Source organism: Acidovorax sp. SUPP3434, assembly GCF_030159015.1.
In the GTDB taxonomy this organism is placed as follows: domain Bacteria; phylum Pseudomonadota; class Gammaproteobacteria; order Burkholderiales; family Burkholderiaceae_C; genus Paracidovorax.
Genome location: NZ_BQXL01000014.1, coordinates 90,457 through 114,278 on the forward strand (window position 1 = coordinate 90,457; position 23,822 = coordinate 114,278).

Genomic DNA, 23,822 nt, shown 5'->3' on the forward strand with positions numbered 1-23,822 from the left:
CATGTGCCCCCATTCCCAATCCCCCGCGCCCGCCGGCAGCGAAGCGACCACCGGCAAGCCCGAATCCATCGTGCACGAAGAGCGGGCCCAGCTCGACTTCAGCCAGAGCATGAGCTACGGCGACTATTTATCGCTCGATGCCATCCTCACCGCGCAGAACCCCCGCTCGCCGGCGCACGATGAAATGCTGTTCATCGTGCAGCACCAGACCAGCGAGCTGTGGATGAAGCTCATGCTGCACGAGCTGCGCGCGGCCATCGCGCTGGTGGCGCAGGACGAGCTGCAGCCGGCCTTCAAGATGCTGGCGCGCGTGTCCAAGATCATGGAGCAGCTGGTGCACGCATGGGACGTGCTGGCCACCATGACGCCGCCCGAGTACAGCGCCATGCGGCCCTACCTGGGCAGCTCCAGCGGGTTCCAGAGCTACCAGTACCGCAGCATCGAATTCGCGCTGGGCAACAAGAACCGCGCCATGCTCCGCCCGCACGAGCACCGGGCCGACCTGCTGGCCCAGGTGCAGGCCGCCTACGAGGCGCCCTCGCTCTACGACGAGGCCCTGCGCCTGCTGGCGCGCCGCGGCATTCCGGTGCCGGACAGCCACACGGCCCGCGACTGGACCCAGCCCTACGAGGAAAGCGATGCCGTGGAGCAGGCCTGGCTGGTGGTGTACCGCAACCCGCGGCAGCATTGGGACCTGTACCAGCTGGGCGAAGAACTGACCGACCTGGAAGACGCCTTCCGGCTCTGGCGCTTTCGCCACGTGACCACGGTGGAGCGCGTGATCGGCTTCAAGCGCGGCACCGGCGGCACGGGCGGCGTGAGCTACCTGCGCAAGATGCTGGACGTGGTGCTGTTCCCCGAGATCTGGAAGCTGCGCACCGACCTTTGAAACCAAGCGGTGGCAGGCCCCGAAGGGCCGCCCCCGCGGCTCACACCGGCGCCACGACCCCGGTGCCCGCGAAGTGCCCGCCGGCGTTGGCCAGGAACTGGTTCACACTGGCCTGCACGGCCTCGGGCGACCAGCCTGCCACGTGCGGCGTGAGCAGCACGTTGTCCAGCCCGATCAGCGCCTCGGGCGGGTGCGGCTCGCTTTCGTAGACATCGAGCCCCGCGCCGGCGATGCCGCCCACGCGCAGGGCCGAGGCCAGCGCCTCGGTGTCCACCACGCTGCCCCGGGCGATGTTCACCAGGTAGCCCAGCGGGCCCAGCGCCTGCAGCACCTCGGCATTGACGGCATGGCGCGTGGCCGCGCCGCCCGGCGTGGCGCACACCAGCACGTCGCACCATTTCGCCAGTTCCAGCAGGCTGCCGAAGTACTCGTAGGCCACGCCGTCGCGCGGCTTGCGGTTGTGGTAACCCACGGCCATGTCGAAGCCCGAGGCGCGGCGCGCGATCTTCTGGCCGATGGTGCCCAGGCCGAAGATGCCCAGGCGCTTGCCCGACACGTTGGGCGGCAGGCCGATGGCGTCGCGCCACACGCCTTCGCGGCACAGGCGGTCGAGCGGGCGCAGGCCGCGCACCGCGCCGATCAGCAGGCCGAAGGCGTGGTCGGCTACGCAGTCGTCGTTGGTTCCGGCGCCCGAGGCCACCACGATGCCGCGCGCGCGGGCAGCGGCCAGGTCCACGTTCTCATAGCCGGCACCCAGCACGCAGATGAGTTCCAGCGCCGGCATGGCCTCGATCTCCTGGGCGCTCAGGCCCAGCGAGCCGATGGTGAGCACCGCCCGGAAACGCCCGCCCTGGGTGACGATGGCCGCGGTGCGGTCCGCCGCCGTGGGGGCGTAGTGCAGGTCGTAAAGGGCCGCAATCTGGGCCTGGCTCTGCGGGGACAGGTGGTTGAGAACAAGCAGGGGAATGCGAGGACTGGACACGACAGGATGCTTCCATATTGATAGCTGAACGGGCAGGCGGATCAAGCGCTGCCGCCCCATTTTGCGCCAATCGACCGGGGCGCGCCACCGGGTTGCGTCACCCCCGGCGCGCGCGGCCGATCATTCCCTCACGGTGACGGTGCTGTAGCCCGCGCTCGACGTGATCTCCGATTCCGAGAACGGCAGGCGCAGCCACTGCTTGGCCCCGTAGGCCCGGGTGTAGTCGCCGTTGCGGCTGGAGGCCGGATCGTCCGACAGCGAATAGGTGAGGAACGTGTGCGCCTCCACCCCGCCGGCCGGAAAACCCACCACCTGCATGTAGCTGTTGCCGTGCGGCTGCCCGTCCATGCTGTAGCCGCCCTGCTCGATCGGGTTTTCCGAGCAGTTGATGGTGAAGTAGCCCGGATCGCCGCAGCCGCCGTAAAGCGCGATCTTGCTGCCGCCGCGCGTGGCGAACAGCACGTCGCCGCGCGGCGCATCCAGCGCGAAGCCGCTGCGCTGCACGCTCAGCACGGCGGCACCGAAGGCCTGCCGCAGCGCATCGGCAGCGCTGGCGCGCAGCTCGCGCGGCGTGTTCAGCGGGTCGGCGGCGCTGAACGGCACGGCATAGAGCTGAGCGGCCGGCACCTTCACGCGGTTCCAGAACTCGTCCCACACATGCGAGCCCCGCGCCGTGGCGTTGCCGGTGTTGTTCCAGGCGCGCAGCGTGGCGCAGGCGGCGGCCACGTCCACCGTCCGGCCCTCGGCCGCGACCGTGATCTGGGGCGCCACGCAGACCAGGGAGAGGGCCTGCTCCTTGAAGCGCTCGGCGCTGAACACCCGGCTGTCGAGCACCATCTGCCGCACGATGGCGCTGGTGGCCTGCTGGCCGGCGTAGGCATCGGTTCCGGCCAGGCGCTCCAGCGCCATGGTGTGGCCCATGCGCGTGCGCAGGCTCTGCGCCTGCGTTCCGGCCGGGCCGAAGATCGCCGGAAAGCCCGTGAGCGGCGCCTTGGCGTTGGCCAGCCAGTAGCTGTCGTTCATGTTGCCCACGTAATCGTCGCGCAGCAGGCTGGGCATGCGCGAGGCGCCGATGGTGCCCTTTTGCGCCGAGTCGCTGTCGGTCTGCCAGTCGCAGGCGCTGCGCGAGCCGTCGAAGAACGGCACGTTGGGCAGGGCCGCCGCCATCGCCTTGCCGAAGCCGGTGGTGCAGGTGGCCACCTGCTCGGTCGACACGTTGGGCACGGCGCCGATGTCGGCATACCAGGCGCGCGGGTTGCCGCGCCCCACGGCCACGGTGTTGACCCAGGGAATGGCCGATTCCTGCTTCTGGATGGCGATGAACTCGTCCAGCGAGGCCGCCTGGTTCCAGCGCATCCAGTTGCGGAAAGTGCGGAAGTTCTCGCCGTTGACGTCGCGCATGGCGAAGGCCGTGGTCTGGCTCCAGGCCAGCGCCGGGTTGAGGCCGCCCAGGTTCACCACGGGCCCGTACTCGGTCTTGTAGAGGGTGCGCGTGACATCGGTGAGCGCGCCGGAGGCGCCGCGCACCTGCACGGTGATGGGGGTGGCCGCCATCTTCACCGCCTTGCCATCGCGCACGTAGGTCGTGCGGTCGCCATCGGCCAGCTGCAGCTGGAAGACGCCGAAACGCCGCGCGGTGGAGACGGTGTGGCTCCAGGCCACGTTGTCGTTGAAGCCGATCAGCACCACCGGCACGCCCAGGAACGACGCGCCGCTCACGTTCAGCTCGCCGGGAATGGTCAGGTGGGCCTGGTAGAACCGGTCCGGCCCCTTCCAGTACCAGTGCGGGTTGCCGAAGAGCAGGCCGCTCGACCCGCCGGTGGCGGCGGTGCCGAAGCCGTACATGTTGCTGCCGATGCCCGCGGTTCCGCCCACCTGCAGCCGGGGCGGCTGCGTGCGTGCGGGATCGAACTGCGCCACCTTCTGGGGGGATGGCGACGCGGGCATGGCGGTCCCGGCCGTCGTGCTGGCGGCCGCACTGGGCAGCGTGGCATTCGCCAGCGGCGCCACGAAGTTGCTATAGCCCCCGGCCAGATTGGCCGCATACATTCGCCGCCAGATGTCCCGCGCGGTGACGGGCTGCACCCATGCCGCCGTGCGGCAGGCCGCATGGGCGGTGCCGCCGGACTGGGCCTCGCGCAGGTAGCGGTTGTAGCCGGCGGCAAAGCCGGCCACCATCTTGCGCAGGTTGTCGGGCTGGGCCGCCACCATGGCGTCCACCACGTCGCTGGAGATCACGTGGCGGTGGAAGAAATCGGAGTCGAGATTGCGCGGACGGTCGATGGTGCTTTCGTACACCAGCAGCGCATCGCCCCCGAAGTAGCGCGAGCGCTCGCCGCGGTAGGTCACGAACGAATCGGCCATGGTGCACAGGTTGTCCTGCGCCTGCGCATAGCCGTATCCGAAGCCCGCATTGCCCCAGTTGGAGGCCTTGATATGCGGCACGCCCATGGCCGTGCGCCGGATCTCCGCGCTGTAGCGGCCGTTGTCGCCGCCTTCGCCGCCGCCCCCGCCACAGGCAGCCAGCGCCGACAGCGCCAACACGGAAAGCGGCAGGCTGCCGCGCCAAAATCTCTCTCTCATGGCCTTGTCTCCTTGGGATGAGCCGCCTTTTGGATGCGGCGAACGGGCCCCAAGGATAAGCGCAGTGCGTACAGTGCTGTACGCATCCCCTGCCGGCGACAGGGGCGTCAGTAGTCCTGCTCGACGCTTTGCTGAAAGCACACCTTCAGCCGGTGCTCCCAGTCGTGCTTGTCGGCCTCGGGCACGAAGCTCGCCTCGAAGCTGTTGAAGGCCAGCTGGTAGGCGTGGCGCGCCGTGAGCTGCGGATCGGCCGCGAACAGCTGCGTGAAGTTGTCGTTGATGTAGCCGCCGAAGTACGCTGGGTCGTCCGAGTTCACCGTGGCCGCCAGCCCGGCATCGAGCAATTGGCGCAGGTTGTGGTCGGCCAGGTCGGGGAACACGCACAGCTTCTGGTTGGACAGCGGGCACACCGTGAGCGCGATGCGCTCCTGCGCCAGCCGCTGCATCAGCGCCGGATCGTGCACGGCCTGCACGCCGTGGTCGATGCGCTCGGCCTTCAGCACGTCGAGCGCGCTCCAGATGTACGCCGGCGGTCCCTCCTCGCCTGCATGCGCCACGCGCCGCAGACCCAGTTCGGCGCAGCGCGCGAACACGCGCGCGAACTTCTCCGGCGGGTGCCCGACTTCGCTGCTGTCCAGCCCCACGCCGATGAAATGCGCGCGCAGCGGCAGCGCCGCCTCCAGCGTGGCCAGGGCGTCTTCCTCGCTCAGGTGGCGCAGGAAACACAGGATGAGAGCGGACGAAATTCCCAGCGTCTGGCGCGCATCGGTGCAGGCCCGGTGCAGGCCGTGGATCACGGTCTCCATCGGCACGCCGCGCGCCGTGTGCGTCTGCGGATCGAAGAAGATTTCGGCATGCACCACGTTGTCGGCCGCGGCGCGCTGCAGGTACGCCCAGGCCATGTCGTAGAAGTCCTGCTCTTTCAGCAGCACGCTGGCGCCGGCGTAGTAGATGTCGAGAAAGCTCTGCAGGTCGGTGAACGCGTAGGCATCGCGCAGGGCCTGCACGCTCGCGTACGGCAGTGGCACGCCGTTGCGCTGCGCCAGGGCGAAGATCAGCTCGGGTTCAAGCGAGCCTTCGATGTGGATGTGCAGCTCCGCCTTGGGCATGCTGCGCAGCAGCGCGGGCAGGCGCTGGGCGGGAATGGGGGGGACCTTGAACATCGGCGGACTCCAAAAAGGGATGCCGCGCGCCCGATCGGGGCGGCGGTAGGCCAATGATGCCTTGTCCGCGGCCCGCCGCCATCGGCGCCTGCCCCGGGCCAGGCAGGCCGCGCCAGGCCGGTACGCGCGCCGGCCTGGATTCGCTGCGGGATCGCTTACTTCTTGTCGCCGCCGGGCACGGTGCCTTCGACGCCCTTCACGTAGAAGTTCACGCCGCCCAGGAACTTGTCGTCGGCCACCGCGTCCTTCGCCAGCACTTCCTTGCCGGTGTTGTCGGCGATCGGGCCCTTCCAGATCGAGAAGCTGCCATCCTTGAGGCCGGCCTTCACCTGCTCGACCTTGGCCTTGGTGTCGGCGGGCACGTCCTCGGCGATGGAGACGAGATTGATCGCGCCTTCCTTCACGCCCCACCAGCTCTGGCCGGTCGTCCAGGTGCCGCCCAGCGCATCCTTGGTGGCCTTGATGTAGTAAGGGCCCCAGTTGATCACGGCCGAGGCCAGGTGGGCCTTCGGACCGTATGCGGTCATGTCGGAATCCCAGCCAAAGGCGCGCTTGCCTTTTTCCTGCGCGGTCTTGAGCACGGCGGGCGAGTCGGTGTTCTGGAACAGCACGTCGGCGCCACCGTTGATGAGCGACGTGGCGGCCTCGGTTTCCTTCGGGGGGCTGAACCATTCGTTCACCCACACCACCTTGGTCTTGATCTTGGGATTGACCGACTGCGCGCCCAGCGTGAAGCTGTTGATGTTGCGGATCACCTCGGGGATCGGCACCGAGCCCACGACGCCCAGCGTGTTGGTCTGCGTCATGGCGCCGGCGATCACGCCGGCCATGTAGGCGCCCTCATAGGTGCGGCTGTCATAGGTGCGCACGTTCTCGGCCGTCTTGTAGCCGGTGGCGTGCTCGAACTTCACGTCCTTGAAGTCGGGGGCGATCTTCTGGATCGACTCCATGTACCCGAACGTGGTGCCGAAGATCAGCTTGTTGCCCTGCGAGGCCATGTCGCGCAGCACGCGCTCGGCGTCGGCCGACTCGGGCACGCTCTCCACGAAGCTGGTCTGCACCTTGTCGCCGAACTCCTTCTCGATCGCCTTGCGGCCGTTGTCGTGCGCGAAGGACCAGCCGCCGTCGCCCACCGGGCCCACGTAGGCGAACGCGATCTTCAAAGGCTCGGCCTTCGCGGCGGGCGCGGACGCAGCGGGCGCCGGAGCGGCGGCCGGCGCTGGCGCGGGCTCGTCTTTCTTGCCGCAGCCGGCCAGGGCGGCGGCGGCCACGGCGGAAAGCGCGGCCACCTTGAGCAGCGAGCGTTTGTGCAGATCGGTCATGTCGGTTCCTTCGAGGAAAAAAGTAAGGGGAAAGGCAACGAAAAAATAAATTATCGGGGGCCCGTGCAGCACCGCGCGGGCCGTGCGGGTCACGACCCGGGATGGAACGGCTTGCCGAGCGAGGCCGGCATGTTCACGCGGATCCAGGCCGGGTTGCGCGAGATCAGCGCCAGCACCACGATGGTGGCCACGTAGGGCAGCATGCTCAGCAGCTGGCTGGCCACCTGCACGCCCGTGGCCTGCAGGTGGAACTGCAGCATGGTCACGCCGCCGAACAGGTAGGCACCAAGCAACACCCGTGCCGGCCGCCAGGTGGCGAAGGTGGTGAGGGCCAGCGCGATCCAGCCGCGGCCGGCCACCATGCCCTCCACCCACAGCGGCGTATAGACCGTGGAGATGTACGCGCCCGACAGCCCGCAAAGCGCCCCCCCGGCCACCACGGCCGCCAGGCGGATGCGCCGCACCGGGTAGCCCAGCGCATGGGCCGACTCGGGCGACTCGCCCACCGAGCGCAGCACCAGGCCGGCGCGCGAGCGGTACAGGAACCACACCAGCCCTGCCACCAGCGCCATGGTGAGGTACACGAGGGGGTGCTGGCGGAACAGCGCAGGCCCGACGATGGGCAGGTCGCCCAGCCCGGGCACGGCGTACTTGGGCAGCTCCGGCAGCTTGGCCTGCACGTAGCGGATGCCCGCGAAGGCGGAAAAGCCCACCCCGAACAGGCTCAGCGCCAGGCCCGTGGCGTACTGGTTGGTGTTGAGCCAGATCACCAGCACGCCGAAGATGGCCGCCAGGAACGCCCCCGCCGCCATGCCGGCCGCGAAGCCCAGCCAGGTGTTGCCCGTGTGCACCACAGTGGCGAAGCCCGCGATGGCCGCGCAGAGCATCATGCCCTCGGCCCCCAGGTTGACGATGCCGGCCTTCTCGTTGATGAGCAGGCCCAGGGCGGCGATGGCCAGCACGGTGCCCGCGCTCAGCGTGGCGCCTAGAAGCAGTGCGTACGATTCCATTTAAGCGGCCCTCCCCTGGGACCCAACCCACCGCACGCGGTAGGCGATGAGCGTGTCGCACGCCAGCAGCGTGAACAGCAGCAGGCCCTGGAACACGCCCGTGAGCGACTTGGGCAGGCCCAGGCGCGACTGCGCCAGCTCGCCGCCGATGTAGAACATGCTCATCAGCACCGCCGAGAACACCATGCCCACCGGGTGCAGCCGCCCCACGAACGCCACGATGATGGCCGCGAAGCCGTAGCCCGCCGGCACGTAGGGCGTGAGCTGGCCGATGGGCCCCGCCACCTCCAGCGCGCCCGCCAGGCCCGCCGCGCCGCCCGAGATGAGCAGCGCCGTCCACAGCGCGCGGCGCGAGGAAAAGCCCGCGTAGCGCGCCGCCGCCGGGGCCAGGCCGCCCACCTGCTGCGCAAAGCCCGCCCGCGTGCGGAACAGGAACACCCACAGCGCCGCGGCGCCGGCCAGCGCCAGCAGCAGGCCGATGGACACGCGCGAGCCCTGCATGAGCCGCGGGATCTGCGTCACGCGCTCGAAGGTCTTGGTCTGCGGGAAGTTGTAGCCCATGGGGTCCTTCCACGGCCCGTAGACCAGGTAGCCCAGCACCAGCGTGGCCACGTAGACCAGCATCAGGCTCACGAGGATCTCGTTGGCGTTGAACCGGTCGCGCAGCAGCGCCGTGATGCCGGCCCAGGCCATGCCGCCCAGCACGCCGGCCAGCAGGATGGCGGGCACGATCCACGGGCCCGTGGTCTGGTCGGCCAGCAGCGCGATGCCGCCGGCCGCGACGGCGCCGATCACAAACTGCCCCTCGGCGCCGATGTTCCACACGTTGGAGCGAAAGCACACCGCCAAGCCCAGCGCGATCAGCAGCAGCGGCGTGGCCTTGACCATCAGCTCGCCGATGGCGTACTGGTTCTTGACGGGCTCCCAGAAGAACACCTGCAGCCCGCGCACCGGGTCCTTGCCCAGCGCCGCGAACAGCGCCAGCCCGATCAGCACGGTGACGGCCAGCGCCAGCACCGGCGAGCCGTAGGTCCACCAGCGCGAGGCCTGGGGTCGGGCTTCAAGCTTGAGCATGGGCCGCCTCCGTTTGCGCGCGCGCCGCTTCGGCCCGGGCGAGGTGCGACTGCACGTCGGCATGCCAGAGCCCGCTCATCCATTCGCCGATGCGCTCCACCGTGGCCTCGGCGCGCGGCACCGAGGGCGACAGACGCCCCTTGGCCACCACGTGCAGGCGGTCGCAGATTTCGAACAGCTCGTCCAGCTCCTCGCTGAGCACCAGCACGGCGCAGCCGGCATCGCGCAGCGCCAGGATCTCGCCGCGGATCTGCGCGGCCGCGCCCACGTCCACGCCCCAGGTCGGCTGCGAGACGATGAGCAGGCGCGGGTTGGCATCGATCTCGCGGCCCACGATGAACTTCTGCAGGTTGCCGCCCGACAGCGACCGCGCGGCCGCATGGGGCCCGCCCGCCTTCACGTGGAAGCGTTCGATGATGGCGCGGGCATGCGCCTGCAGCGCGCCGGTGCGGATCCAGCCGCCCGGCCCCACGCAGTTGCTGCGCGTGAGCAGCAGGTTGTGCGCCAGGCCCATGGTGGGCACGGCCCCGCGGCCCAGCCGCTCCTCGGGCACGAAATGCAGGCCCAGCGCGCGGCGGCGGCGCGGGTTCATGCGCCCGGCGGCCTGGCCGGCCACCTGCACCATCGCGGGCTGGGCGCGCGTGTCCTCGCCCGACAAGGCATAGAGCAATTCCTTCTGGCCGTTGCCGGAGACGCCGGCGATGCCCAGCACCTCGCCCGCCCGCACCTCGAAGCCGAGGTCGATGAGATCGACGCCGAACGGGTCCATGCGCGGCAGCGACAGGCCCTGCACGCGCAGCACCGTCTCGCCCAGGTGCGCGGGGCGGTGGGTGAGCGCCGGCGGCTCGGCACCGATCATCAGGCGCGACAGCGAGGCGTTCGACTCTTCGGCCGGGTTGCACACGCCCGTCACCTTGCCGCCGCGCAGCACCGTGCAGGCGGTGCACAGCGCGCGGATCTCGTGCAGCTTGTGGCTGATGTAGAGGATGCTGCAGCCCTGGCTGGCGAGCTGGCGCAGCACCACGAAGAGCTTTTCGACCGCCTGGGGCGTGAGCACCGACGTGGGCTCGTCCAGGATCAGCAGCTGCGGCTGGGTGAGCAGCGCCCGGATGATCTCCACACGCTGCATCTCGCCCACGCTCAGGGTGTGCACGGGGCGCAGCGGGTCGATGTCCAGCCCGTACTCGGCCGCGGTGGCGGCGATGCGGCGCGTGACCTCGACCAGCTGCAGCCGCTTGTCCAGGCCCAGCCACACGTTCTCGGCCACGGTGAGGGTGTCGAACAGGCTGAAATGCTGGAACACCATGGCGATGCCCAGCGCTCTCGCCTCCTGCGGATTGCGCACCGCCACCGGCTGGCCGTTGAAGTGCAGGGTGCCCTCGTCGGGCTTGACCGCGCCGTAGATGATCTTCATCAGCGTGGACTTGCCTGCGCCGTTCTCGCCCAGCACGGCGTGGATCTCGCCGGGCTGCACCGTGAGGGACACGCCGCTGTTGGCCACCACGGCCGGATAGCGCTTCGTGATGCCCGCCAGCTGCAGGCGCGGCACCGGCGCCGCGGCGGCGGGGGAGGTGTGGGAGGAATTCATGCGGGCGATTGTCTCTTGATTTTCAAAGGGGGTTGGGCACGAAACCGGAATGCTGCGCACGTCCTTCATGCGTTGGCCGCTATGCTTTTCGTAGCGATGCTGCCACGGTGCGCACGCTGTCGCGCAGCCACATGGCGGCGGCCGAATGGTGGGTGCGGGCATGCCACAGCTGGTAGTACATCAGGCGCGGGAAGGGCACCGGGCACGGCAGCACGGTGAGCGGCAGGCGGTCGGTGAAGCGTTCGCAGAACTGCCGCCCCGTGGTGAGCACCAGCAGGCTGGCGGCGACCATCTCCGGGATCAGGCTGAAATGGGCGCAGCGCGCGGTCACGCGGCGCTGCAGGCCCAGGGAGTCGAGGTGCGCGTCGATCACGCCGCGCGCGCCGGGGTGCGTGGGAGTGGGGGCGATGTGCTCGGCGGCCAGCCACTCGTCCGTGTCCCAGCCGCGGCGCACCGCGGGGTGCGCGGGGCTCACGAGGCAGACCACCTCGTCGCCGAAAAGCCGCCCCATGTGCAGGTCGTCGGGTGGCTGGGGCCAGTTGCCGATGACCACGTCCACCTCGCCCTGCGCCAGGTGCGCGTGGTAGTGCGCGTCCGCCGACAGCGGCAGCACCTCGACCGGGCACAGCGGAGCCTCGGCCTTGAGGCGGGCCACCAGGCGCGGCAGGAAGAGCGGGTCCAGGTAGTCGCTCGCGGCGATGCGGAAGGTGCGTGTGGCGGTGCGCGCGTCGAACCCGCGCGCATCGGAGAACAGCGCCTCGGCCGACCGCAGGATGGCGCCCGCCGGCTCCACCATGCGCAGCGCGGCATCGGTGGGCAGCATGGCCGCGCCCGAGCGCACCAGCAGCGGATCGCCCGCCAGGTCGCGCAGGCGGCGCAGCGCCGCCGACACGGCCGGCTGGTGCATGCCCAGCCGCACGGCGGCCCGCGATACGCTGCGTTCAGTCAACACGGTGTGCAAGACCCTTATGAGATGGAGGTCTATCTTGTCGAAAAGGGCTTGGTCTCTCATAAGGGTGGGGGCATTCCAGCCATACGCCAACGCGTATGGCACGCCGGGCCTGCCGGTGGCGAGCGAGGGCGCAGTGAAGAAGGCAAGGGGACATCGCACTGTAGCGCCGAGGCCGCGAGACCGCGAGCCAGGCAACTACCGAGGCGGCGGCGCGGGTGGTCAGATCTCGTCGATGGCCGTCGAACGCGCGGCGCCCGGCTGCGGCGCCGGGTCGAGCGAGAAGCGGTCGCCGGTCGTCACATAGAAGCTCGCGCCGAACCGCCCCACCGGCTGGTAGTCCTGCAGCCGCACGCGCCAGCGCTCGGTGTCCACCAGGCCCTCGCGCGCGCCCAGCCACTGCACGCGGCCGATGAAGACGTAGCGGCTGGCCGTTTCCATGGTTTCGTGCAGCACGCATTCGAACGCCACGGGGGCCTCGGCGATGCGCGGCGGGGCCACGCTGCGCGACGGCACCGGCGTGAGGCCGGCATGCACCAGTTCGCTCTCGTGCGGCGGCAGCGCGTCGCCGCAGGCATGCATGCGCTGGGCCATGGCCTCGTCGGCGATGTGCACCACGAATTCGCCGGTGCGCAGGATGTTGGCGGCCGTGTCCTTGAGGTGGCCACCCTGCAGCCGGTTGATGCTCACCATCAGCACCGGCGGGTCCTCGCCCAGCATGTTGAACATGCTGAACGGCGCGGCGTTCACCGTGCCGTCCTCCCCGAGGGTGGTGATGAGCGCGATCGGGCGCGGCACGATCAGGCTGGCCATCAGCTTGTAGCGCTCGTAGGCGCCGAGTTGCGAGAAATCGATGTCCATCCGGTGTCCTTGGGGTCTGCGGCCTGCCACCTTGGCGTGGCGCCACGAAGGGACGCAGCATCCGTGCCAGGCGAAGGCAGCAAGCGGGGCCAAAGCAACGGCCGGCGTTCCGGGCATGGCGCCCGGCGCATGGCCGTTATACGCTCGCCCATATGCGCCGCCACCCCCGGGCCCCTACCCTGTCCCGACATGGCGCGCACACTGGCCCCAACGACCGAACCCTGCACCGCACAACGCATGACCACCTCCCGCCCGCTGCGATTCATCCGCCGGGGCCAGCCCGTGACGCTGGCCCATGTCCCCCCCGACCGCACCCTGCTGGAGGTGCTGCGCGAAGACCTGGGCCACACCGGCACCAAGGAAGGCTGCGGCGAGGGCGACTGCGGCGCCTGCACCGTGGTGCTGGGCGAGGCCGTGGACGGCCGCGTGCGCTACCGGGCCGTGAACAGCTGCATCCGCTTGGCCCACTCCATCGACGGCATGGCGCTGTGGACGGTGGAAGACCTGGACCAGGACCCGCTGGTCCAGCCCGCGCCGCCCGCCGCCGCGTCCTCCAGCGGCGCCCCCTCCAGCGCGCCGGGCCTGCACCCCGCCCAGGAAGCCATGGTGCAGTGCCACGGTTCGCAGTGCGGCTTCTGCACGCCGGGCTTCGTGATGAGCCTGTTCGGCATGTACCAGAACCGCGTGTGCCAGGGCCGCGCGGTCACGCGCGAACAGGCCGTGCACGACCTGTCGGGCAACCTGTGCCGCTGCACCGGCTACCGCCCCATCCTGGACGCGGCCGAGCGGATGGCCGCCCTGCCCCGCATGCAGGTGGACGAAGCGCAACTGCTGCCGCAGCTGGCCACCCTGGCCAAACCGGCATCCGCGCCCAACGACGCCTACCTGGCCCCGGACACGCTGGCCGAACTGCTGGCCGCGCGCGCCGCGCACCCCACCGCTCAGGTGGTGGCCGGCGCCACCGACGTGGGCCTGTGGATCACCAAGCAGCACCGCCAGTTCGCGCAGATGCTCGACGTCACGCGGGCGCAGGAGCTGCGCCGCATCGGCACGCAGGGCGGGCGGCTGTCCATCGGCGCGGCCGTGCCGCTGGCCGACGCGTTCGATGCGCTGCAGGCCCGCTGGCCCGTGCTGCACCGCTTCGCCGCGCGCTTCGCCGGACTGCCCGTGCGCAACTCCGGCACGCTGGGCGGCAACGTGGCCAACGGCTCGCCGATCGGCGACTCCATGCCCCTGCTGATCGCGCTGGGCGCCAGCGTGGTGCTGGCCAGCCTGCGCGGCGAACGCACGCTGGCGCTGGAAGACCTGTACACCGGCTATCGCCAGAACGTGATGGCGCCGGACGAGCTGCTCGTGCGCGTCGAGGTGCCGCTGCCCGCGCCGGGCGAATCGCTGGCGGCCTACAAGGTGTCCAAGCGCTTCGACGACGACATTTCCGCCGTGTGCCTGGTGCTGAACCTCGACATCGCCGACGGCCGGGTGCGGCGCGCCCGCATCGGCGCGGGCGGGGTCGCCGCCACGCCCGCGCGGGCCCGGCAGACCGAGGCCGCACTTGCCGGCCAGCCCTGGACAATGGAGACAGTGGAGCGCGCCGCGGCCGCCCTGCAGGCCGAGTTCCAGCCCATTTCCGACATGCGGGCGAGCGGCGAATACCGCCGTGCCGTCCTCGCGGGGCTGCTCCGCCGCTTCTGGCTGGAGCGCCAGGGGCCGCAGGCCGTTCCCCTGCCCATTCCCGTCTTGCTGGAGCAACTGCGCCCGGAGGCCCTCGCATGAAACGGCACGACGACGCCCCTTTGAGCCGCGACGCCGAAGACGACCCCGTGGCCATCGCCGCCAACGCGGCTGGGGCCGCCGGCCCGCAAACGCCTCAGGCCCGCCCGCCCGAGGGCGCGCCCGCGCCGGCCCGCGCCATGGGCCGATCGCACCCACACGAAAGCGCGCGCGCCCAGGTGGCGGGCAGCGCCCATTACATCGACGACCTGCCCGAGGTGAAGGGCACGCTGTATGCCGCGCCCATCCTCTCGCCCGTGGCGCACGGGCGCCTGAACGGGGTGGACACCCGCGCGGCGCTGGCCCTGCCCGGCGTGCACGGCGTGATGCTCAGCGCCGACGTGCCGGGCGACAAGCTGCTGGCCGCCTTCGCGCACGACGAGCCCGTGTTCGCCATCGACACCGTGCAGCACGTGGGCCAGGTGATCGGCCTGGTGGTGGCCGATTCGGTCATGCAGGCCCGCCGCGCCGCGCGCGCCGTGGTGCCGGACATCACCCCCCTGCCCGCGGTGCTGACCGTGCACGAGGCGCTGGCCGCCGAAAGCTACGTGCTGCCGCCCGTCTTCGTGCGCCGCGGCGACGCCGACGCGGGCCTGGGCCGCGCGGCGCACCGGCTGCAGGGCCGCTTCGAGGTCGGCGGGCAGGAGCATTTCTACCTGGAGGGCCAGATCGCCTACGCGCTGCCGCTGGAGCAGCGGCAGTGGTGGATCCACTCCAGCACCCAGCACCCGGGCGAGGTGCAGCATTGGGTGGCGCACGCCCTGGGCCTGGAGAACCACGCGGTGCGCGTGGAATGCCGGCGCCTGGGCGGGGGCTTCGGCGGCAAGGAAACACAGGCCGGCCACCTGGCCGTGTGGGCGGCGGTGGCAGCAAACCAATTCGGCCGCCCGGTCAAGCTGCGGCTGGACCGGGACGAGGACTTCATGGTGACGGGCAAGCGCCACCCGTTCGCCTATGAATACGACGTGGGCTTCGACGGCACGGGCCGCATCACGGGCCTGCGGCTGCGCATGGCGGCCAACTGCGGCTTCTCGGCCGACCTGTCGGGCCCCGTGGCCGACCGCGCCGTGTTCCACAGCGACAACGCGTACTTCCTGGAAAACGTCGAAATCGCCTCGTACCGCTGCAAGACGAATACGCAGAGCCACACGGCCTTTCGCGGCTTCGGCGGGCCGCAGGGCGTGATCGCCATCGAGGCCATCCTGGGCGACATCGCGCGGGCCCTGGGGTGCGATGGGCTCGCGGTGCGCATGCGCAATCTGTACGGCACCACCGACCGCAACGTCACCCACTACCAGATGCCGGTGGAGGACAACATCCTCCACGATCTGCTACCAAAATTAGAGCAATCCAGCCAATATAAACGCCGGCATGAGGCCATTTTGGCCTGGAATTCCGCGAGCCCCGTGCTCAAGCGCGGGCTGGCGATCACGCCGGTGAAGTTCGGCATCAGCTTCACCGCCACGCTGTTCAACCAGGCCGGCGCGCTGGTGCACGTGTACACCGACGGCAGCGTGCAGGTGAACCACGGCGGCACCGAGATGGGTCAGGGCCTGCACACCAAGGTGGCGCAGATCGTGGCCGACGAGCTGGGCGTGCCGCTGGCGCGCGTGCTGGTGACCGCCAGCGATACCAGCAAGGTGCCCAACGCCAGTGCCACGGCCGCATCGAGCGGCACCGACCTGAACGGCCGCGCTGCCCAGTTCGCCGCGCGCCACGTGCGCGACAACCTCGCCGCCTTCGTGTGCGGCCTGGACCACTGCGGCGCCGGCGAGGTGCAATTCGCCGGCGGGCAGGTCATCACGCCCCACGCCGTGCGCAACTGGGGCGACGTGGTGAAGGAGGCCTATGCCAACCGCATCCAGCTGTGGAGCGACGGCTTTTACCGCACGCCCAAGATCCACTACGACAAGGCCACGCTCACCGGCCGGCCGTTCTACTACTTCGCCTACGGCGCGGCCTGCACCGAGGTGGCCATCGACACGCTCACCGGAGAGAGCCGCGTGCTGGCCGTGGACATCCTGCACGACGTGGGCCGCAGCATCAACCCGGCCATCGACATCGGCCAGATCGAGGGCGGCTTCGTGCAGGGCATGGGCTGGCTCACGACCGAGCAGCTGGTGTGGAACGACCAGGGCCGGCTCACCACCCACGCGCCCAGCACCTACAAGATCCCGGCCACGGGCGACATCCCCGAGCGCTTCACCGTGGCGCTGTGGCACGAGGCCAACCGGGAGGACAACGTGGGCGGCAGCAAGGCCGTGGGCGAGCCGCCGTTCATGCTGGCCATCAGCGTGTACGAGGCCCTGCGCAACGCGATTGCCGCAGCGCGCCCGGCTGAGGCGGCCCGGCAGCCGGTCACGCTGACCGCGCCCGCCACGGCCGAGAACGTGCTCCGGGCGCTGGGCGGGATGGACGGGCCGGCGGGCGCTCAGAAGCGGTAGGTGGCCGAGACGAACGCGTTGCGCCCCTGCCCCGGCGTGATCCAGCGGCTCACGTGCAGGTGGCTCGACACGAAGTAGTGCTGGTCGAACAGGTTGCGCACCGTCGCCTGGACCTCGACGCTCTGGCCGTTGGCCAGCTTCGCCGTCCAGGTCTGGCTCAGGTCGAAGCGCGCGTAGCCCGGCAGCACCGTGGTGTTGGCCTCGTCGGCGAAGCGCCGGCTTTGCAGGTACAGGCCCGCGCCCGTCTTCCACTGCGCATTCCAGGCGTACTGCGCCCAAAGCGTGGCCGCATGCCGGGCCACGTTGGGCACGGACATGCCGCCGTACACGGGGTTCTGCAGGTACTTCGCATGGGTGAAGGCATAGGTGGCGGCCACGGTCACCCGGTCCGTCACCTGGCCGGACAGCGACGCCTCGATGCCCTGCGACCGCGCGCTGCCGGCCGTGGTGAAGTCGAAGTTGTTCAGCGGCGTGCTCAGGTCGGACGCGATCATGTTCTTCTGATCGAGGCGGTACACCGCCAGGTCGCTGACGACCGCGCCGCCCCGCCACAGCGATTTCCAGCCGGCTTCGACCTGCGCCGAACGGCGCGAGGGCAGGGACTGGTTCGACGACGAAGCCACCTGGTTGGGCGAGGTGCCGGTGGACACGTTGGCATAGACCGTGTCGGTCTCCGACAGCCGGCGCAGCACCGCCAGCTTCGGGTTCCAGCGCGACTCCTCCACGGGCAGCACGCCGGCCGTGCCGTACAGGAAGCGCTGGCGCGTGAAGCGCAGGCCCGCCACCACCGACCAGGCGCCGAAGTCGATCTGGTCCTGGGCGGACGCCGACACGGATTCGAGATCCTGCGTCGTCAGGCTCTGCGCCAGCACCGTCCCGGCCGGGGGCGCGGTCACCCGGCCATACACCGGGTCGAACACGTTGATGGCCGGGCTGGTCGAGGCCGGCACCGACAGCGCGGGCTGGTTCAGCACCTCCTTGTAGTAGTCCGCCCCGAAGTACAGCTGGTGCGTCACCGCGCCGGTGCCCTGCGTGCTGGAAAGCGCGGTCGAGAACGAGTCGATGCGGCGCTCGGTGCCCGGCTCCCAGGCCGAGACCCGGGCATAGGTGCCGGCGGGCTGGCCCGCCAGCGGCGAGCCGTTCAGCAGGTTCTTGATGGAGGTCGAATGCGCCTCCAGGTGCGTGAAATCGGCCGACCAGCGCGTGTGGGCCGACAGCGCGACATCGCCGTGCAGGTCGTAGATGCGGTTGTTGGTGGTCGAGTCGCCGAAGGGCTCGCCAAGCTGCCGGTCCCGTGGCACGGCGACCGGCCGGCCGCCCAGGGCGGGAAGTCCGTAGTCCGGCTGGTAGGTCTGGTTGGTGGCCTCCACGTTGGCACGCAGGTGGTAGCGGTTGCCATCGCTTTGGGCCAGGCCCAGCTTGATGCCGTCGAGGCGGTCTTCCACATGCCGCCATTGGCTGGCCTGGGACCGCGTGGCCGTCACGCGGGCGGCCAGTTCGTTCTCGGCCGACAACACGCGGTTCAGGTCGATGGATGCCTCCAGCGCGCCGTGCGCCCCCGCGCCGAGCGAGGCGCTGCCGAAGTTCGCCAGCTGCGGCTGGCGCGTCACGAGGTTGACGGTGCCGCCCGGTTCGCTGCGCACGCCGAGGGCCGCGCCGGGTCCCCGCAGCACGTCGACGCTTTCCACGAACGCCGGGGTGTAGGGGTAGTTGGACAGCCGCACGCCGTCGCGCAGCACGCGGTTGGAGCCGGTGCCGCTGTCGGTCACCGCGCCGCGCAGGATGAAGAACTGCGTGTGCGACCCGTTGAAGCCCGAGTCGGCCTGCGCGCCGGGCACGTTGCGCAGCGCGTCCTGCAAGGTGGTGCCGCCTTGCTGGCGGACCAGCTCGCCAGGCACGGTGGTGACGGAAAACGGCGTGTCCAGCGACGATCCCGCCGTGCCGGTGGCGAGGCGGGAACTGCGCTGCGCCGCCGGTGTGGCCGGCGCCGTGACGGTGACGGCAGGCAGCGCCGGGCTGCGTTCGGCCGCCGGGTCCGCAGGGGTGGGCGTCTGGGCGGTGGCGGCCAGGGACAGCCAGGCCAGGGCCATCCCCAGCGCGACGGGCCGTGCAATGGTTGGGTGCATAAAAAAAGCTCTCTGTGGCGCCCCATCGGGCGCCGCTGATCGGTGCGAAAAACATCGCATCGCGTGGCCTGCCGTGGTGGCCGGCCCGCGCTGCGAAATCGGAGGGCGGATCAGGAAAGCGGCGGCGGCCCGCGGGCCGGAAGCGGCGCCGCGGTGGCCGCGGCGATGCGCGCGGCCGCAATGGATTGCACCGCGCGCGACAGCGGCAGCACGACCGGCAGGGCGACCGCCGGCGGCTGCGCCGGGGGCGCGGCCAGCAGGCACAGCGGGCAGTCCCAGTGCGCCAGGCCCGCAGGCTGCGCGCCCTCATCGGCATGCACGACGGCCTTCACCGTTCCGACGCCGGTGCAGACCCACTCGACCACCTGGGGGTGCACGATGGGCGAGGCCACCGCCACGCCCAGCGACAGCACGAACCACGCCATGACCCAGCGCACGCGGGCTTGCCAACACGCCAGCCCGCCGTGGACAGCAAGGGGGTTGCGCAGCGGGCGATGGGGTTGGGGCACGGGGCGATTATCGGCAAACCGACGGGGCAAGAGCGAAGCATCCGGCGATGGGGCGGCGGCAGGGCGCGGTGGCCGCTGCGGCACATCCCGCCTTCACGCCGCGCGCACCTGCGCGCGCCCACCCCGCACCGAGCGCACCTCGACCCGGTCGCGGCCCGCGCGCTTGGCCTCATAGCACGCCATGTCGGCCGCATGGAGCACCGCGGTCACGTCGTACACGCCGCTGTCCAGCGGCACGAGGCCGATGCTCACGCCCAGCGTGTAGCTGCGGCCCTGGTATGAGGGCTCCCACGCCCGCACGGCGGCGCACAGCTGCTCGGCGATGGCCAGCCCGCGTCCCAGCGGGCAGCCGGGCAGCACCACGGCGAACTCGTCGCCACCCAGCCGAGCCGCCCAGCCCACCGACCGCACCTGGGTCTCGATGAGGCGGCCCACGTGGCGCAGCACGTCGTCGCCTGCGTCGTGCCCGGCGATGGCGTTGACCACGGTGAAATGGTCCAGGTCCAGGAACAGCACCACGCCCTCGCCCGCCTCCCCGCCCGGGTGCGCCTGCACCGTATCGGGGCGGGCCGCGCGGTCGGCCAGCAGCGCATGCAGGCGCTGGCTGAATGCGTCGCGGTTGGCCAGCTGCGTGAGGGCGTCGAGCCCGCCCGCCCAGTTCTCGCGGCGGCGGGCCTCGCGCGCGGCGGTGAGGTCCTCCAGCATCCAGACCGTGCCCGCATCGCCCAGGGCGTCCCGCACCGAGCGACCCAGCACGCGGGCCCACACCGCGCTGCCGTCCTGGCGCAGGAAGCACACGTCGCCATCGAAGGTTCCGTGTGCCGAGAACTCCGCCCGCACACGCCGCTTGAGGTGCTCGTACTCGGCATCGCTCACGTAGAGCGCGCGGGCCAGCCGCCCCTGCAGTTGCGCCGGCTCGTAGCCCAGCATGCGGCCGGCCTGCAGGCTCACGACCTGCAGGTTCTCACCGCGCGTGATGATGATGCCGGTGGGTGCGTGGTCCAGGATGGACTGCAACTGCCCCCGCAGCAGCCCCATCTGCGACTGCGTGCTGGTGCGCTCGTCGAGCAGGCCGCGGCAGGCCGCCACCAGCCCGTCCACCTCGCCGGCGCCCTGCGGCCAGGGCATGTCTTCATAGGCGCCGGGCGCGCGGGCGCCCAGGTGCGCGGCGCGGTGGCACAGCCGGGCCAGGGGTTGCGCCAGCCAGGCCATGCAGGCCACGGCCAGCAATGCGGCCGCGCCGATCAGGGCGGCCGCCAGCCAGGCGGCCCGGCGCTGCGCGCCCTCCAGCGGCACGAGCAGGGCCTGCGCATCGTTCACGCGCGCCACGGTCCACTGCGTCATGGGCATGCCGGCCAGGCTGACCACATGGCCCGGCAGCCGCTCGGTGAAGCCGCGCCCCATGACCGGCTGATCCTTGTCGCCCGACCGCGCGAACACCTGCGACAGGCCGGCCTCGTCGCGCACGCTGCCCATCACCCGCGCGGGATCGGGGTGCGACAGGATGGTGCCGTCGCGCGTGAAGACGATGAGCCGGGATTCCTTGCGCGCCGGCAGTGACATCGAGGGCGGCAGCAGCCCCTGCGACTGCAGGCGCAGCACGCCCGAGACGGCGCCCACCACCGTGCCCTCGTCCCGGTGCAGCGGGATCGTGAACATCACGCGCGCCTCGCTTGGCCGCCCGCCGATCAGGCCCGACACCAGCGGCTTGCCTTCCAGCATGGTGCGGCGCAGGCTGTCGCGCTCGGCCGGATCGAGGCTGGAGCCGCTGTCCAGGCGGCCGTATTGCAGGTTGATGGCCACGGTGCCGTCCTGCCGAACCACCTGCATGGCATCGAAGAAACGCACCGCCGGCAGGCCCTGCTGCAGCAGCCACCCGAGGGACGACGGCGAGTCGAGCATGACCGGCTGGATGCCCTCGGCCACGGTGCTGAGCACCTTCTGGCTCTGCTCGATCTTGCTGGCCAGCAGCCGCGCGACCACTTCGACCTCGTCGGTCTGCTGGCTCACGAGGCGGCGCATGGCCTCCTCGCCGGCCGCGCGCGACACGGTCCAGGCGGCCATCGCCCCGGCGAACACCACCGCCAGCACGGCCACCAGCATCAGGCGCTGCACGAGGCGGCCCGGCAGCAGCCAGCCGGGCGTGTCGCCCGCCGCGTCCTGCTCCGCCTCGAGCGCCTCGTGCGAGGGCGGCGTCATCGGCGCTCCGTGGACGAAGCACCTCTGGCAAAGGGGCGGCGAAAGGCGCAGGGCATGCTGTCAGGCGGAATGTGCAATGGGGTGCGAACGAATATACGCAGCCCCCTGCGGGCGCGGGTTGGGTGGAACCCTCGGTCGGTCCGGGGGAAACCCTGAGCCCTTTCGCACCGCCGTGCCATGGCCGCGCTGCCCGATCGGCCGCGCGTTGCAGCCACCCCACCCCGCTCCTTGCCAGGGCGGCCGAACGCGCTTCAGCCGACCCCGGCCACCACCTGCAGCGCGCCGGGCCGTGGCAGATTGAGCACATTGCCCGTGCCCGAAATGAGCCCGTGGTCGCGCAGGTGGCGCAGCACGCGCGACAGGGTTTCCGGCGCGATGCCCAGCTGCGCGGCGATGAGCCGCTTGCGCTGGTTTAGCGTCACGCGCATCGTGCCCGCATCGTCTTGCTGGGCGTGCCGCAGCAGCCACTGGGCGCAACGCGCCTCGGCGTCCTGCGCGAGCCGGCTCACGGCCAGCTCGGTCTGCTGGCAGTAGCCCCGCGCCATGTCGTACACCAGAGCCCGGGCGGGCGACGGCAGCGATTCGAAGCCGGACCGGAAGGCCTCCAGCGGCATGCGGCGCAGCAGCACGCGCGTGTCCGCCACCATGTCCACCATGCACGCCTGGCCGAGCAGCGCGGGGGCGGCATCGAGCCAGCACGGCCCCTCCACCGCACCCAACTGGTGCCGAAGCAGCCCATCCTCGCGCACCCCGAGCAGCACACGGCCGCTGTCCAGGTACAGCACGCTGGCCGGACGCTGGTGGCGCTCGCGCAGCACCTCGCCGGCAGGGGCCTCGGTCTTGGTCGGCGCGGGGGTGGAAGAAGAGGGAAACATAGAGCCGCCACTGTGACCGCAGCACCGCCGCGCGGTGTTGAGCAAAGTCAAATGCGGTGCGCTCTGGCCGCAGCCGCCGCGCCCGGATGCCACGAGCGCCGCATGCCCCCACAGGCCGAATGGTGAAGGCACGGTCCTTGCTTGGAGCCCTTTGCAAATTGACACGTTTTTCCTGGCCCGTTGAAAGGCCCGTGTGCACCGCCGAGCCATCGGCACCTTCCCTTCCCCCTTTTCCCTTTCGCAGGAGTCGTATGAAAAAGAATTGGATCGCGCTGGGTGCAGCGCTGCTTTGTTCCGCCGGGGCACAGGCCCAAAGCTCCGTGCAGCTCACCGGCCTGGCCGACGTGTTCGCCGGGTCCATCAAGATGGCCGGCGATGCGGGCCGCAAGTCGGTCGTGGACAGCGGCGGCCTCACGACCTCGTGGTTCGGCTTCAAGGGCACGGAAGACCTCGGCGGCGGACTGAAGGCCAACTTCCAGCTGACCTCGTTCATCAAGGTGGACACCGGCTCGCAGGGGCGCTTCGCCAACGACACGTTCTTCTCGCGCGATGCCAACGTCAGCCTGTCGGGCGACTTCGGCTCGGTGATGCTGGGCCGCTGGATGGCGCCCAACTTCCTGCCCTCGGTGGTGGGCAATCCGTTCGGCGATTCGTTCACCTTCTCGCCGCTGATCCTGCACATGAACGTGCCGCTGTTCAACGGCACCGGCTGGGGTGCGACCACGCCGTCCGACACGGGCTGGAGCAACCAGATCGTCTACAGCACGCCGAAATTCGGCGGCTTCTCGGCCAACATTCAGTACCAGTTCGGCGAGCAGCCGGGCGACAACGGCAAGAAGAACTTCGGCGCGAACTTCTTCTACTTCGGCGGCCCCGTGACGCTGACGGGCTTCTACGAGCGCGACCAGATCAGCAACCCCGCCGTTCCCAATGCCTATCTGGGCACGAAGAAGACCGACTGGATGCTGCTGGGCGCCTACGACTTCGGCCTGGTCAAGCCCTTCGTGAGCTACGGCGAGGCCAAGGCCGACAACACCACCAACAAGGCCAAGACGGTGCAGCTGGGCGCCTCGGTGCCGGTCGGGCCGGCCGGCAAGGTGCTGGTGGAGTGGGTCAAGACCGAGATGACGCAGACCGACATCGACCGCAAGACCTTCACGCTGGGCTACGACCACTTCCTGTCCAAGCGCACCGACGTGTACGCCATGCTCATGAACGACCGCATCACGGCGCAGACGAAGGGCAACAGCTTCGGCGTGGGCATCCGCCACCGCTTCTGATCGCCGCACGGCGCGCAGGGCGCGCCCAAAGAAAAAGCGCGGGAGTCGCCTCCCGCGCTTTTTTTATGGATGTGACCCGTCCTGAATGAGGTTGACACCTTTCTGTTCATCAGAAAGGAAAGTCAAGTGGATCAATGGGTTAAGAGAACGCAGAAGGACTACACACTGGCCTTTAAGCTGGCGGTGGTGGATCAGGTA

At 70.4% G+C, this 23,822-nt stretch carries 17 protein-coding genes; 4 read left to right on the forward strand and 13 right to left on the reverse strand.

Annotated elements, in window-relative coordinates; all coding sequences use genetic code 11:
• Position 1: 1 nt before the first annotated feature.
• Positions 2–889: a tryptophan 2,3-dioxygenase gene (gene kynA / locus AVKW3434_RS19070; RefSeq protein ID WP_284407073.1), complete on the forward strand. Its 888-nt coding sequence runs from the start codon at positions 2–4 to the stop codon at positions 887–889.
• A gap of 40 nt (positions 890–929) precedes the next feature.
• On the opposite strand, the gene AVKW3434_RS19075 is transcribed toward kynA, so the two are convergent.
• The 9 genes from AVKW3434_RS19075 to AVKW3434_RS19115 form a co-directional block, all read right to left on the reverse strand.
• A complete protein-coding gene (locus AVKW3434_RS19075; protein ID WP_284396164.1) occupies positions 930–1,931 on the reverse strand; it encodes a 2-hydroxyacid dehydrogenase in 1,002 nt (333 codons plus the stop codon).
• A gap of 60 nt (positions 1,932–1,991) precedes the next feature.
• Entirely contained in the window at positions 1,992–4,454 is a 2,463-nt protein-coding gene (locus AVKW3434_RS19080) for a penicillin acylase family protein (protein ID WP_284407074.1), read from the reverse strand.
• 107 nt (positions 4,455–4,561) lie between these two features.
• Positions 4,562–5,617, reverse strand: a complete 1,056-nt coding sequence (locus AVKW3434_RS19085; protein ID WP_284407075.1) for an adenosine deaminase — start codon at positions 5,615–5,617, stop codon at positions 4,562–4,564.
• 155 nt (positions 5,618–5,772) lie between these two features.
• Positions 5,773–6,939 carry a BMP family ABC transporter substrate-binding protein gene (locus tag AVKW3434_RS19090; protein ID WP_284407076.1) on the reverse strand — a complete coding sequence of 389 codons (1,167 nt, stop codon included), beginning with the start codon at positions 6,937–6,939 and terminating at the stop codon, positions 5,773–5,775.
• 89 nt (positions 6,940–7,028) lie between these two features.
• Positions 7,029–7,949: an ABC transporter permease gene (locus tag AVKW3434_RS19095; protein ID WP_284396176.1), complete on the reverse strand. Its 921-nt coding sequence runs from the start codon at positions 7,947–7,949 to the stop codon at positions 7,029–7,031.
• Entirely contained in the window at positions 7,950–9,023 is a 1,074-nt protein-coding gene (locus AVKW3434_RS19100; RefSeq protein WP_284407077.1) for an ABC transporter permease, read from the reverse strand.
• Complete coding sequence (locus tag AVKW3434_RS19105) at positions 9,010–10,611, reverse strand: ABC transporter ATP-binding protein (RefSeq protein WP_284407079.1); 1,602 nt, start codon at positions 10,609–10,611, stop codon at positions 9,010–9,012. Before AVKW3434_RS19105 ends, AVKW3434_RS19100 begins: the two co-directional genes overlap by 14 nt.
• A gap of 79 nt (positions 10,612–10,690) precedes the next feature.
• Entirely contained in the window at positions 10,691–11,623 is a 933-nt protein-coding gene (locus AVKW3434_RS19110) for a LysR family transcriptional regulator (protein ID WP_284407080.1), read from the reverse strand.
• Positions 11,624–11,782: 159 nt separating this feature from the next.
• Positions 11,783–12,421 (reverse strand): flavin reductase family protein, encoded by a 639-nt coding sequence (locus AVKW3434_RS19115; protein WP_284407081.1) that lies wholly within the window; start codon positions 12,419–12,421, stop codon positions 11,783–11,785.
• Positions 12,422–12,658: 237 nt separating this feature from the next.
• Here AVKW3434_RS19115 and xdhA point away from each other — a divergent pair, with 237 nt between their 5' ends.
• Entirely contained in the window at positions 12,659–14,194 is a 1,536-nt protein-coding gene (gene xdhA, locus AVKW3434_RS19120; protein WP_284407082.1) for a xanthine dehydrogenase small subunit, read from the forward strand.
• Complete coding sequence (gene xdhB / locus AVKW3434_RS19125; protein ID WP_284407083.1) at positions 14,191–16,635, forward strand: xanthine dehydrogenase molybdopterin binding subunit; 2,445 nt, start codon at positions 14,191–14,193, stop codon at positions 16,633–16,635. Before xdhA ends, xdhB begins: the two co-directional genes overlap by 4 nt.
• Here the strand turns inward: xdhB and AVKW3434_RS19130 are convergent.
• From AVKW3434_RS19130 to AVKW3434_RS19145, 4 genes are all read right to left on the reverse strand, one after another.
• Positions 16,623–18,761 (reverse strand): TonB-dependent siderophore receptor, encoded by a 2,139-nt coding sequence (locus AVKW3434_RS19130; RefSeq protein WP_284407084.1) that lies wholly within the window; start codon positions 18,759–18,761, stop codon positions 16,623–16,625. The genes xdhB and AVKW3434_RS19130 overlap by 13 nt on opposite strands.
• A 110-nt stretch (positions 18,762–18,871) precedes the next feature.
• Positions 18,872–19,186: a DUF2946 family protein gene (locus AVKW3434_RS19135; RefSeq protein WP_284407090.1), complete on the reverse strand. Its 315-nt coding sequence runs from the start codon at positions 19,184–19,186 to the stop codon at positions 18,872–18,874.
• 177 nt (positions 19,187–19,363) lie between these two features.
• Positions 19,364–21,469, reverse strand: a complete 2,106-nt coding sequence (locus tag AVKW3434_RS19140; RefSeq protein ID WP_284407085.1) for a sensor domain-containing diguanylate cyclase — start codon at positions 21,467–21,469, stop codon at positions 19,364–19,366.
• 251 nt (positions 21,470–21,720) lie between these two features.
• Positions 21,721–22,344, reverse strand: a complete 624-nt coding sequence (locus AVKW3434_RS19145; RefSeq protein WP_284407086.1) for a Crp/Fnr family transcriptional regulator — start codon at positions 22,342–22,344, stop codon at positions 21,721–21,723.
• Between the two features lie 251 nt (positions 22,345–22,595).
• Here AVKW3434_RS19145 and AVKW3434_RS19150 point away from each other — a divergent pair, with 251 nt between their 5' ends.
• Positions 22,596–23,624, forward strand: coding sequence for a porin (locus AVKW3434_RS19150; protein ID WP_284407087.1), 1,029 nt, complete (start codon positions 22,596–22,598; stop codon positions 23,622–23,624).
• The last annotated feature ends 198 nt before the right edge of the window (positions 23,625–23,822 follow it).

Coding starts and splice junctions, on each gene's coding strand:
- kynA (WP_284407073.1), top strand. CDS start 2: ATGTGCCCCCATTCCCAATCCCCCGCGCCCGCCGGCAGCGAAGCGACC.
- AVKW3434_RS19075 (WP_284396164.1), bottom strand. CDS start 1,931: ATGGGGCGGCAGCGCTTGATCCGCCTGCCCGTTCAGCTATCAATATGG.
- AVKW3434_RS19080 (WP_284407074.1), bottom strand. CDS start 4,454: ATGAGAGAGAGATTTTGGCGCGGCAGCCTGCCGCTTTCCGTGTTGGCG.
- AVKW3434_RS19085 (WP_284407075.1), bottom strand. CDS start 5,617: ATGTTCAAGGTCCCCCCCATTCCCGCCCAGCGCCTGCCCGCGCTGCTG.
- AVKW3434_RS19090 (WP_284407076.1), bottom strand. CDS start 6,939: ATGACCGATCTGCACAAACGCTCGCTGCTCAAGGTGGCCGCGCTTTCC.
- AVKW3434_RS19095 (WP_284396176.1), bottom strand. CDS start 7,949: ATGGAATCGTACGCACTGCTTCTAGGCGCCACGCTGAGCGCGGGCACC.
- AVKW3434_RS19100 (WP_284407077.1), bottom strand. CDS start 9,023: ATGCTCAAGCTTGAAGCCCGACCCCAGGCCTCGCGCTGGTGGACCTAC.
- AVKW3434_RS19105 (WP_284407079.1), bottom strand. CDS start 10,611: ATGAATTCCTCCCACACCTCCCCCGCCGCCGCGGCGCCGGTGCCGCGC.
- AVKW3434_RS19110 (WP_284407080.1), bottom strand. CDS start 11,623: ATGAGAGACCAAGCCCTTTTCGACAAGATAGACCTCCATCTCATAAGG.
- AVKW3434_RS19115 (WP_284407081.1), bottom strand. CDS start 12,421: ATGGACATCGATTTCTCGCAACTCGGCGCCTACGAGCGCTACAAGCTG.
- xdhA (WP_284407082.1), top strand. CDS start 12,659: ATGACCACCTCCCGCCCGCTGCGATTCATCCGCCGGGGCCAGCCCGTG.
- xdhB (WP_284407083.1), top strand. CDS start 14,191: ATGAAACGGCACGACGACGCCCCTTTGAGCCGCGACGCCGAAGACGAC.
- AVKW3434_RS19130 (WP_284407084.1), bottom strand. CDS start 18,761: ATGCACCCAACCATTGCACGGCCCGTCGCGCTGGGGATGGCCCTGGCC.
- AVKW3434_RS19135 (WP_284407090.1), bottom strand. CDS start 19,186: ATGGCGTGGTTCGTGCTGTCGCTGGGCGTGGCGGTGGCCTCGCCCATC.
- AVKW3434_RS19140 (WP_284407085.1), bottom strand. CDS start 21,469: ATGACGCCGCCCTCGCACGAGGCGCTCGAGGCGGAGCAGGACGCGGCG.
- AVKW3434_RS19145 (WP_284407086.1), bottom strand. CDS start 22,344: ATGTTTCCCTCTTCTTCCACCCCCGCGCCGACCAAGACCGAGGCCCCT.
- AVKW3434_RS19150 (WP_284407087.1), top strand. CDS start 22,596: ATGAAAAAGAATTGGATCGCGCTGGGTGCAGCGCTGCTTTGTTCCGCC.